Here is a 10912-nt window from a genome sequence, read left to right as displayed (position 1 = left end):
AATATTATTAGTGAATATATCAAATTTTTTAATATTATATCATAAAACAATACATTAATATTCATGTATATAGTATTATAGATTATATATACTATTTGGGGAGTGGTTATTATTAACAATAAATATAAATTTCCTTTTAATGAAATTATTTATTTTGTTTTATTTATTTTATTTTTAGTAATTATAGCATTTTCTATATTCACAGTTGTAGGAATTGGATTTTTATCTTTTTTAGGATTTGAGTATGATTCTATTAAATCTGTATTTATGTTTTTTGTAATATATTTTTGTCTAAGTAAGGTTACTGATATATTTTATACAAACATATTGGATTTTATAAAATATTCAAATAGATTACCTTATTCTCTTTATAAATTAGTAGACTTCTTTATTGATTGTAGCTTAACTTTTATTATAATAGATATACTTGATTTTTTTATAAAATCAGTACGAATTCCAATAAAAACACAGATTTTATTTGCAATATTATCTTTCGCATTTTCTGAGTGTATAGATTTTATTACTAAAGATAATATAAACGGAGAGTAAAATATTTCACTCTCCGTTTATATTATATGCATAATAAATCCATTTCATTTGCTATATAATTATATGTTTTTACCATATCATTTAATATTTTTTTATAACTATTTCTATTTTCAATAATACATTCTAAGAATTCTTCATAATTATTATCTACTATTTTTACTAAATTCTTATCAATATAATTTGAATTAGACATACTATGAAGGATGCCTAATGCTTCATCTTTCGAAAATGGATTTTTGTAAATTCTCTTTTCTGTTAATGCACAGAATATATCACTTATACTTATAACTCTATCTCCTATGCTTAGTTCCTCACCTTTTAATCCCCTTGGATACCCGCTTCCATCTAATCTTTCATGGTGATTACAAGCTAAGTCAATTAACTCTTTACTTATTCCTGCTTCTTCTAATATATCTCTTGAATAAACTGCATGTTGCTTCATTATCTCAAACTCGTTTTCTGTTAATTTACCATCTTTTTCTAATATGTACTTTGGAATGCATACTTTGCCCAAGTCATGTAAATATGCCCCTATTTCAATCTTATTTTTATACTGTTCATTTAAGCTCATTTTTTCACATATTTTTTTAGCTATTGTTGATACACTTACAGTATGAATAGAAGTTTCAAAGCTAAAAAAATCTATTGATAAAGGTAAAAATACTAAGTATTCCTTTGCCTTGTCTAAATTAATTTTTATGGACTCTAATCTCTTATTTAATTCTAATTTATATGTAGAATCTACTATATCATTTATTAAACCTTCCTTTTCTATTAATTTAAACAAAGCATCTGTATGACTAGGTTCAAATAAACTTTTATTTAATCTTTGTAAATTATCAATAATCCTTTTTTCATTATAGTTTAATAAACTGCAAAATATAGATACTCTATCTGCTAATCCTATCAAGAAAGCCTCTTGTGGTATTTCTAATCCTTTTATAAACTTATCTTTATCTTTATAGGAATGGTGATGATATAAAACTGCCTCTGACATATCTTTAAATAATTTGCTGCTATTTAAAATAATATATCCATATATAGAGTGTCTTCCTGTATTTGATACTTCAAATTTTTTAAGATTTTTAATTTCTTCAGTTTTATATGCTCCTATATCATGTAAAATTGAAATTCTTATAATTTGATCTATTTTATCATTGCTATATCCCAACTCTTTTGCTATTTTATAGGCTATATAAGCAGTTTCTTCTCCATGGTTTACTATATTTTTGTCTATTTTTTTAATATAGATTGATTAATTTTAAACAAATCTATCGCACTAATTATTTCCATATAGAAATTATGACACCCCTTTAGTTTACACCCCGTAAATCTTCTTTTACTTCTTTATAATTGATTATATTATATAACCACATTTTTTACCATATTATGGTTAACCATTTTAATCCCTTGTTTTTAATTGTCTGATAAATCTAAAATTTAGCCTAGATTATTGAATACATCTATATTATAATTTATATTGTCAAAAATTTTTGGAGGTGTAAAATATGGAAATAAAAAGATATGAAGGAAATCAAAGAATGAGTAAAGCGGTAGTTCACAATAACACAGTTTATTTATGTGGACAAACTCATGCTGAGGGTGATATTAAAGAACAAACTACTCAAGTTTTAGCAAAGATAGAGGACCTATTAAATAAATATAATTCAGATAAAGAGCATATACTATCTGTTACAATATACTTAAAAGATATAGACAATGATTTTGCTGCTATGAATTCTATTTGGGATGAATGGATAGCAGAAGGATTTAAGCCTGCTAGAGCTTGTGTTGAAGCTAAGATGGCTAGAGAATGCTTATTAGTAGAAATGAGTGTTATTGCTGCAACAAAATAATCAAATAAAAGCAGACTTTATTTAAAGTCTGCTTTTTTATAATAAAGTATTTATTTTATCACTATGTATAGGTTTACTAAAGTAATATCCTTGAATATTATTACATCCTAAATCTAGTAGTATTTCTAATTGTTCTTTACTTTCAACACCTTCTATAATAATTTCCATTCCTAGTTTTTCAGACATAGTTACTATAAGCTCTACTAAATCTTTATTTTTTTTGCTATTTATAATATCATCTATAAAACTTTTATCAATTTTAATTATATCTATCGGTAAATTTAAAATATAGCTTAATGATGAAAAGCCTGTTCCAAAATCATCTACTGCAAATCTTATGCCCTTTGTTGATAATCTACTCATTATATCAACAACTCTAGTATATGAGTGCATAAATATATTTTCAGTTATTTCAAATACTAATCTATTATACTCTATATTATATTTATCAATAATTCTAACTATATCTTGTTCAAAATTTTCATTCATAAATTGAACTACAGAAATATTTATAGATATAGCCTCTATACTTTTATCTTCTTTATCTAGTTCTATAATTTTTTCACATGATTTTGCTAATATATATAACCCTATATCATATATTTGACCTGTTTCTTCAGCTATACAAATAAACTCAATCGGTGAAATATATCCAATTTCTTCATCTGATATCCTTATTAAAGATTCTATTTTATTGTATTTATTTTCATTAATATTCATTATTGGTTGATAGTAAATTCTTAATTTATCACTTTGAGTTACTGTATCAAGAATTTTTTTTATCTTTTGCTTTCTCTTTATATTAATATCTTTAGAATCAAAATAATTAGTTTTTTGATTTTTATATTTAGCTTCTTTCATTCCATATTCAAAACTTCTTAAAATATAATCTAAGTCATTATCATCTGAGTTATAATCACTTATTAAAATCGTTACTTTTATAGTATAGTTAATTTCATTTATGTTCCATGTTTTTTCAAAGCGTCTATGTATTTTACTTACTATATCTAATGCATTAGCTTTATTATCATCTTCTAAAAGGATGATAAATTCATCATCTCCATATCTAAATAGATTTTCTTCATCTGTAACGGTTAATAAGTACTTAACTATTTTCTTTAAAAATGTATCTCCATTTCCATACCCAAACTTTTCATTAAATAATTTAAAATTATTTATATCTATAACTAGTATACTTCCGTATTTACCTTCTTTTTTTAGTATTTTATTTATCCTATTGAAAAATTTATTTTTATTATTTATTTGTAATAAGGTGTCACTATATGCTAATATCTCTAACTGGCTCTGTACTTTCTTCACTTGATTAGACATACTGTATAAGCTATCTTCTATTAATCCAAATTCATTCTCTTTATTATATATTTTTTTTACATTATAATTGCCATTTTTAATACTTTGAGCCATGCTTATTATATATTTCATAGGTGACCACACTTTATTACATAAAAATATAACTGAGGCTGTAGTCAAAATTATTATACCCCCAAATATAAGCCCTATATTTTTTATAGTTTTATTAAACTGATTTATTATATAGTTTCTATCTACTAACTTAATAATACTTACTCCATTTACTTTGCTTTTTTTATAATCTATAATATAATTATTGTTTTTATTTAAAGCCAATTTTATATTTTTATATTTATCCATTTTATTTATATCATACATATTGTAATTAATAGCTTTAATACTATTTATATCTTTAACTTTATTATTTGAGTCACTAATAATATTCCCTTGTGAATCTAATATTAATGTATCCATGTATTTTTTATTACTAACAACCTTAGCTAATTTAGATATTTTGTCTATATTTATATCTATCCCTAATACTCCATTTATATCATCTTTATACTTTATAGCTTTACTTAATGTAATTATATTTTTATCTTCCCATTTATAAATAGAACTAAGTACAGGTTCATCTTTATTTTTAATAGCATCTTTATAAAAAGGCCTCTTTAAATGATTATAATTTTTTGGTAAATTTGCATCGCTATCCAAGTATATATACCCACCTTCAAGGGCTAAGTATATATGTTCAATACTATCACTATTTCTATTTAAATTATACATACTCTTCTTTAAAAGCTTGTCTAAATCTTTATCCTCATCTAATTCTATTTGAGTTTGTAAATAATTTATATTCTGCTCTATAGTAAGAACATATTTTACTAATACTTTATCTAGTAAGTCTATTTGGTAGTGCATCTCTTCTTTTACTTGTTCTATAATATTTTTTTTACTGCTATATACTTGAACTGTAGAAAAAATTATTATTGGTATCATAATAATAATTAATAAAATCAGGATAAATTTATATTTAACACTTGAAATAATTTTGACTTTTTTCATACTTGTTTCTCCTGCTTACTATCTAGTAAATCGATAGTAAAATTTATTTTTTAACTAACATATTCTACCAAAAAACGATATCACAGTCAATTTATAGAATTGATAAGATTTGTTAATTTTTTATAATTTCATTTATTTTCTTTTTTATAATTATATGATAAAATAATTAGTATATTTTGCTTTGATTGGATATAAATTTTAATGCCAAACTTGTACATAATATAAATGTAGTAAATTTTTAGTTTCAAACAAAATAATGTTATCATAACTAAATATTTATTAAGATTAGGAGGATTAATATGGGCTTTAAAGACAAATTTGCTGAATCTTTTGCTAGATCAAAAACAATGACTGGACCTGAGAAAAAAGCTAATGAAATAATGGGAAAACTAATCATGAAAAAAGCGATAGCTCCTATTGTTTTAATGTTAATTGTATTAATTGGAGGAATTTCATTTAAAGTGAACTCTTGGGTTGTTCTTGGAGTAAACTTATTGATTGCAGTTGGAACTTACTTCTATATTAAAAAGGTTAGCGAAAAGTTTCAAAACTTCAAACCTTACGTAGGTAACTTAATAAGTCTTGAGAAAAAAGGTAAAAATGAATATGTTGCTATTATAAAACAAGGAAAGATGCCTATTAAATTAGAAATCGCTTATGGTGGAGAAGATTTTGTTAACGTAAAGAAAAATCAATTAGTTCAAGTAAGCTATAACCACGATGCTAAAATAGCAATTTTAGTTACAAAACAATAATAAAAAAGCTTCTACTCTAATTGTAGAGGCTTTTTTATTATTGTTGTTTTTCATATGCATATTCTTTATATATTTTTAATGCTTTTGCTAATTGGTCTGGGCATGAAGTTCCTCTATTTTTACAAGGTATATCTTCAAGCATTTCTATTATTTCATCTATATTCTTTCCTTCTACTAAGTGCTTAATTCCTATTGCGTTACCTGAACATCCACCTTCAAATACTACATCTGTTAATATATCTCCTTGTATGTCCATTAATATAGATTTGGAACATACGCCTTTTGTATAATATCTATACATTTAAATCCCCCCATTTTTAAAGTTTGAATATTTATATATTTATAATCCTTATATAAAAAAATTAATGTCTATTAATATATATTAATTTTTTTTATAATATTTCATATATTTTTTTAATATAGAAATATTAATTATAGTATTTAACAACTTTATATGTTTTAATTTACTTATAAACATACTTAATTTATAACTAAGAAAGGATGGGTCTTAATTGATTAATAATAAATTTTTTGATAACTATTTTAAAGTCTTAACACTTTTATTTTGGCCAATTATCTGGTATAAATGGGTTGCTCTTTCAATTAAATCTATAGAAACAACTATACTTATATCATATTGTTCTTTATCTATAATATTTATGGTTTTATACATATTTTTTAGTAAAAAAAATAAGGATACTAAATATATAGTAGTTTTTTATAGAATAAGTACTCTATTTGCTTTTATATCTACTTTATTTAGCTTTGTACTATTTCCTACCAGTTATCTCTGGCTGTATCTAAAAATAGTTTTTGTTCTTATTTATTTTTATTGTTCTTGTCTTAAGGTTTATAAATATAAAATAGAAGAAGGTGTTGTTGGTATTTTATCATCTCTTTTATTAATTTTAATAACTTTGTTGTATTAAGACATATCTTAAAATTATATAATATAAATTAATTTGTTAATTATATAAATATATAATTTAATCTTTGGAAATATTAGACATATAGATTCTTTTCTGATATTATTTATCTTAAAGGATAATATTAATAATGAAATATATAATTAAAGGAGTTAACTACTATGGAAAAAAAAGTTTTAGCTACAGTTGGCGAAAAAGAAATAACTAATTATGATGTTGAAAGTGCATTATCTAGCTTAGATCCTTATCAAGCTATGCATTTCAATACAGAAGAAGGAAAAAAACAATTATTAGAAGACTTAGTTAACCAAGAGTTATTCTATATAGAAGCTAAAGAAAACCAATTACATAATGATGAAGAATTTAAAACTGAAATGAAAAAAATAGAAGAAAACATGTTAAAGCAATACGCTATAAACAAAGTTTTATCTGATATAAAATTAACTGAAGAAGAAAAGAAAGCTTTCTTTGAAGCTAACAAGTCTAAATTCAATAAATCAGAAACAGCTTCTGCTAAGCATATATTAGTAGATTCTGAAGATTTAGCTAATGAATTACTTAACAAAATAAACGCTAATGAAATAAATTTTGAAGATGCAGCATCTAGCCACTCTACTTGCCCTTCTAAGGATGCTGGTGGAGATTTAGGTTCTTTCTCTAGAGGACAAATGGTTCCTGAATTCGAGGAAGCAGTATTTAATATGAGCAATGGAGAAGTAGCAGGTCCTGTTAAAACTCAATTTGGATATCACTTAATAAAACTAGAAGGTATTCAAAAAGGCGGAGAATCTGAGTACGAAGAAGTTAAAAATGAAATAGAAAAAACTTTAATGTATCAAAAACAAAGTGAAGCTTACTCTAATAAATTAAATGATCTTAAATCTAAATTTTCAAATACAGTTAAATTTAATGACTAATATATAAAGCCTAGCAAATCTGCTAGGCTTTTATATTTATCTTATTTTACGCTCTTAATTTGTCATAGCAATACTCTATTATATCTCTTCTTTTAATTATTCCTATAAATGTATTTTGATCATCTATAACTGGAACAAAATTTTGATTCATTGACTTAGATATTAAATCTTCTATATTTGCATTAACAGAAACTGGAGAATTATCCATTCTTCTGTTTACATTCATGATAGGTATATCTTCTATAGATTTTAAATCTAGTGAAAAATCATTTTTTAATGTCCACAATAAATCTCCTTCTGTTATGGTTCCAACATACTTACCGTCTTTGCTAATTATAGGAATCGAAGAATATCTATGGTATTCCATCTTTTCTAAAGCTTGCCTCATAGTGTAGTCTTCATATATATATGCAACTTCACTTTTAGGTGTTAGAAAAAATAATATATTCACTATACTACACCCCCAAATACTTTTGTAATCTTCACAAAAATAGTATATTAAAATTTACTCTTCATATTAATTTTACCATATCTACACACTTTTTTAAATTTAATTATATACTTAAACAATATTTTTTTATTTAAAATTGTTTTTTTGGGTATATAAATATTATATTGATTTATCAAACAGACGACTTAAATAATTTTCCAATATAGGAGGCATCACTATGAAATTTGATTATAATTTTGAAATTGAAAATATATTAAACCATATATATAAATATAAAATATACAATATTGCCCACAAGAATAATATTATAAATGTTAACGAAGAAAACCTAGCGGATTATATAAATATATTTAAAAACACAAAAATTTATCTAGGAAGCGATATGGATAAATTTATTATAAATTTACTTCCAAAGGATAAAGATGGCTATTTCTTTAGATGTGCTATAGCTAAGCATCATAATTATTCTTTCCCTAGACTATATGATTATACTGGAAATAAATTAAAAAATGTTAATTATAATAAATTTGCATTTCAACTTTGGGAAGCTCATATGAATGAAATGCTATTAGAAGATATAAATCGTAGATTTAGTCAAGATAGTTTTATAGAATTTATAGATAATAACTTAAATAATATGTTAGATAGTATAGTATTGTATGTTAAAAATTTAAATAAAGATAATGAGATTATTATACCTTTAAAAAATGAAGAAGATTTAATTCCAACTATAAAAACAATGCTATTAAATAAAGAACTTGATCTTTCTTTTGCTCAGATTGTAGTTGACATGGACGCACTTAGAGATGAAATGACTAAATTCACTACAGCTTTTCATATTTATAGCGAGTTTGATAAATTAGAAGATAATTTACAGTATTGTTTAGATAATTTCTTTAAATATGACTCAAAAGAATTATATAATCTACTTACAACTGAAAAAGGATTTAGCTTTGTAAATGATATCGGGCTTGTTCTAAAATAACTATAAACTTATGGTTTTTAATATTAAAAATCATAAGTTATTTTATTACACAAAAAAGCCGCTTACAAAGCGGCTGTTGTTTCACATATTACTAGAATTACTAATATATATGAATTTTAATTATAATCTAACTACGTTAGCAGCTTGAGGACCTTTAGCTCCTTCAACTACTTCAAATTCTACACTTTGTCCTTCTTCTAAAGACTTGTATCCGTCACCTGTTATAGCTGAGAAATGTACGAAAACATCATCTCCACCTTCTACAGATATAAATCCAAATCCTTTTTCATTGTTAAACCACTTAACTACACCAGTTTTCATTGATAAATCCTCCTAAAAAAAACACAATTATTTAGCTACAAGCATTGTAACCTCATAAATACTTTATCATATATAACCATAATTGTCAAATATTATTAAATTTATACAGTAATGCATATATATTATTTAAAAATTAGAGTTATTAGTAATGTACTTGTATTATGTGGAATTTTATAGACTTATCACTCCAACCTAAATCCCATGGAACTAGCAATCTATCACTGTTATGACATGTTACTAAAGGATACCCTTTTGAGTCTACACCTGTTACTGTAGATACGTGAGTTATTCTTCCACCCTTTTCATATCCTACAAAATCACCTGGCTTTAAATTATAAGCTGCTTTATACACCTCTTGATAAGTTCCTTTCGCTATTAAACTACCTCTACCACTATTTAGTATATAATTTTTTAAACGCTTGAGCATTTACCCATGCTTTTGTTCCATCATTATCAGAGTAGTTCCAAATTGAATTTTTCTTAAATTTTCCACTTTCAAACATAATTTGTGATGCAAAGTTTGCACAATCCCCACCCTCGGGATTGAAATCTCTATACTTTGAATTAAATTTCATACCATGTTCTTCATCAGCTGCAGCTCCACAAAATTGATGAGCATAACTTATAGCCTTTGCTTGTTCTTGTGTAAGTTCTAAACCTTTAGGCTGTTGATTAGCTATATAAGCTTTTATGTCATCAGACTTAATATTATCTAGATTCAAAGAATCTGCAAAAGGATCTGTATACCATTCTTTAGTTATTATACATTGGTTATCATTAATTTTTACATTTAGATAATGGTATGTACCTATCCTAAACATGTTTATCTCATCTGGTTGATCTTCATATGAATATTTATACTCTGTAGATACAGTACATATAACACCATATAAACCTTCTTCTTTTTCTTTTACCTTTTTGACCTTTACTCTAGTTTTTATATCATTAAACTTAACACCTTGCTTACTAGACCAATTCTCTAAATATTTCATCTTTTGAACTTCGTGTTCATATGCCCAGAGCCCAGTTTTCTTGTTTGTTTCATAAAGTTGCTTTAACTCTTGTTCATTTTTATCTAATAATGCCTTATTTCTATAATCAAATAGATGTTCAAATAATATCTGATATTGAGTATTGACTTCAGTATCATTCATATTACTAACTTCATCATAAATTTCTTTTATCATTTTTTTATCTTCTTTAGAGGTTATTTTATCTTTATAATTTGATAAACTATTTAGTAAAATTTGATTTTGACTATTCCCCTCCTTTATATTAATACTGCTTGCCTCAGTTATTTTATATTTCTTAAAATTTTGATTAATAGCCAAGCTTGTACCTATAGATAAAGTTATACATAATGATAAAATCATACCTTTAATGTACTTATTTCTTATTTTAAGTTTTTTCAAATTTACACCTCCTAGCAAAGAGTAAATCACTCTTTATGTTTTACCTATTTTTTTAATAGTTAATTATTTTATATTATTATATCCAAATAATAAGTAAATAATTTTAATTCTTTTATTTAATGCTAAATTGTAATGGTACATTGTATTTTTTCCATTTTTTTAATTTATTTACTATTTTTTTATATTTTTTAGTAGTAATATAACTATATAAATATAATTTTTAATTTAGTAAATTTTAAATAGTTATGGAGGTGCTGCTAAATTGAAAAAAGTTGCAGCTATAAATGATTTATCAGGTATTGGAAGATGTTCTCTAACAGTTGCTATTCCTATACTGTCCGCTTTAAAAGTACAATGCTGTCCT

Annotated in this window: 13 protein-coding genes and 1 pseudogene; 6 read left to right on the top strand and 8 right to left on the bottom strand. The window is 24.2% G+C overall.

The features are described from left to right. The first annotated feature begins 102 nt into the window (after nt 1-102). Nucleotides 103-549, top strand: a complete 447-nt coding sequence (locus BN899_RS03580; protein ID WP_042273001.1) for a YrvL family regulatory protein — start codon at nt 103-105, stop codon at nt 547-549. Between the two features lie 22 nt (nt 550-571). Here BN899_RS03580 and BN899_RS03575 read toward each other — a convergent pair whose 3' ends face one another. Next, nucleotides 572-1774 carry an HD domain-containing phosphohydrolase gene (locus BN899_RS03575; RefSeq protein WP_278244954.1) on the bottom strand — a complete coding sequence of 401 codons (1203 nt, stop codon included), beginning with the start codon at nt 1772-1774 and terminating at the stop codon, nt 572-574. A 283-nt stretch (nt 1775-2057) separates the two neighbouring features. Between BN899_RS03575 and BN899_RS03570 the strand changes: the two genes are divergently transcribed. Then, nucleotides 2058-2405, top strand: a complete 348-nt coding sequence (locus BN899_RS03570; RefSeq protein WP_042272998.1) for a RidA family protein — start codon at nt 2058-2060, stop codon at nt 2403-2405. Between the two features lie 36 nt (nt 2406-2441). Here BN899_RS03570 and BN899_RS03565 read toward each other — a convergent pair whose 3' ends face one another. Then, nucleotides 2442-4781: a bifunctional diguanylate cyclase/phosphodiesterase gene (locus BN899_RS03565; RefSeq protein WP_042272997.1), complete on the bottom strand. Its 2340-nt coding sequence runs from the start codon at nt 4779-4781 to the stop codon at nt 2442-2444. Between the two features lie 299 nt (nt 4782-5080). Here BN899_RS03565 and BN899_RS03560 point away from each other — a divergent pair, with 299 nt between their 5' ends. Beyond that, on the top strand, nt 5081-5536 hold the full coding sequence (locus BN899_RS03560) for a hypothetical protein (protein ID WP_042272995.1): 456 nt from the start codon (nt 5081-5083) through the stop codon (nt 5534-5536). Between the two features lie 37 nt (nt 5537-5573). Here the strand turns inward: BN899_RS03560 and BN899_RS03555 are convergent, their stop codons facing one another. Further along, on the bottom strand, nt 5574-5837 hold the full coding sequence (locus tag BN899_RS03555; RefSeq protein WP_042272993.1) for a TIGR03905 family TSCPD domain-containing protein: 264 nt from the start codon (nt 5835-5837) through the stop codon (nt 5574-5576). Nucleotides 5838-6074: 237 nt separating this feature from the next. After that, on the bottom strand, nt 6075-6209 hold the full coding sequence (locus BN899_RS20085) for a hypothetical protein (RefSeq protein ID WP_278244953.1): 135 nt from the start codon (nt 6207-6209) through the stop codon (nt 6075-6077). A gap of 414 nt (nt 6210-6623) precedes the next feature. On the opposite strand from BN899_RS20085, the gene BN899_RS03545 reads away from it, so the two are divergent. After that, entirely contained in the window at nt 6624-7379 is a 756-nt protein-coding gene (locus BN899_RS03545; RefSeq protein WP_042272989.1) for a peptidylprolyl isomerase, read from the top strand. Between the two features lie 46 nt (nt 7380-7425). Here BN899_RS03545 and BN899_RS03540 read toward each other — a convergent pair whose 3' ends face one another. Next, on the bottom strand, nt 7426-7830 hold the full coding sequence (locus tag BN899_RS03540; RefSeq protein ID WP_042272987.1) for a CBS domain-containing protein: 405 nt from the start codon (nt 7828-7830) through the stop codon (nt 7426-7428). A 217-nt stretch (nt 7831-8047) separates the two neighbouring features. Here BN899_RS03540 and BN899_RS03535 point away from each other — a divergent pair, with 217 nt between their 5' ends. After that, nucleotides 8048-8815: a hypothetical protein gene (locus BN899_RS03535; protein ID WP_042272985.1), complete on the top strand. Its 768-nt coding sequence runs from the start codon at nt 8048-8050 to the stop codon at nt 8813-8815. A 120-nt stretch (nt 8816-8935) separates the two neighbouring features. Here the strand turns inward: BN899_RS03535 and cspD are convergent, their stop codons facing one another. The 3 genes from cspD to BN899_RS03525 form a co-directional block, all read right to left on the bottom strand. Further along, entirely contained in the window at nt 8936-9136 is a 201-nt protein-coding gene (gene cspD, locus BN899_RS03530; RefSeq protein WP_042272983.1) for a cold-shock protein CspD, read from the bottom strand. Between the two features lie 142 nt (nt 9137-9278). After that, entirely contained in the window at nt 9279-9563 is a 285-nt protein-coding gene (locus BN899_RS20335) for an amidase domain-containing protein (RefSeq protein ID WP_330362430.1), read from the bottom strand. Next, entirely contained in the window at nt 9529-10548 is a 1020-nt protein-coding gene (locus BN899_RS03525) for an amidase domain-containing protein (RefSeq protein WP_330362429.1), read from the bottom strand. The genes BN899_RS20335 and BN899_RS03525 overlap by 35 nt, the downstream gene beginning before the upstream one ends. 262 nt (nt 10549-10810) lie before the next feature. Between BN899_RS03525 and BN899_RS20755 the strand changes: the two are divergent. Further along, nucleotides 10811-10912: pseudogene (locus BN899_RS20755) on the top strand (pyridoxamine kinase); the annotation flags it as partial.

Origin of the sequence: Faecalimicrobium dakarense (assembly GCF_000499525.1) — a bacterium.
GTDB lineage: Bacteria > Bacillota > Clostridia > Peptostreptococcales > Peptostreptococcaceae > Faecalimicrobium > Faecalimicrobium dakarense.
The sequence above is the reverse complement of the archived record's forward strand: the minus strand, read 5'-3'. Positions and strand labels throughout refer to the sequence as shown.

Coding starts and splice junctions, on each gene's coding strand:
- BN899_RS03570 (WP_042272998.1), top strand. CDS start 2,058: ATGGAAATAAAAAGATATGAAGGAAATCAAAGAATGAGTAAAGCGGTA.
- BN899_RS03565 (WP_042272997.1), bottom strand. CDS start 4,781: ATGAAAAAAGTCAAAATTATTTCAAGTGTTAAATATAAATTTATCCTG.
- BN899_RS03560 (WP_042272995.1), top strand. CDS start 5,081: ATGGGCTTTAAAGACAAATTTGCTGAATCTTTTGCTAGATCAAAAACA.
- BN899_RS03555 (WP_042272993.1), bottom strand. CDS start 5,837: ATGTATAGATATTATACAAAAGGCGTATGTTCCAAATCTATATTAATG.
- BN899_RS20085 (WP_278244953.1), bottom strand. CDS start 6,209: ATGTATAAAACCATAAATATTATAGATAAAGAACAATATGATATAAGT.
- BN899_RS03545 (WP_042272989.1), top strand. CDS start 6,624: ATGGAAAAAAAAGTTTTAGCTACAGTTGGCGAAAAAGAAATAACTAAT.
- BN899_RS03535 (WP_042272985.1), top strand. CDS start 8,048: ATGAAATTTGATTATAATTTTGAAATTGAAAATATATTAAACCATATA.
- cspD (WP_042272983.1), bottom strand. CDS start 9,136: ATGAAAACTGGTGTAGTTAAGTGGTTTAACAATGAAAAAGGATTTGGA.
- BN899_RS20335 (WP_330362430.1), bottom strand. CDS start 9,563: ATGCTCAAGCGTTTAAAAAATTATATACTAAATAGTGGTAGAGGTAGT.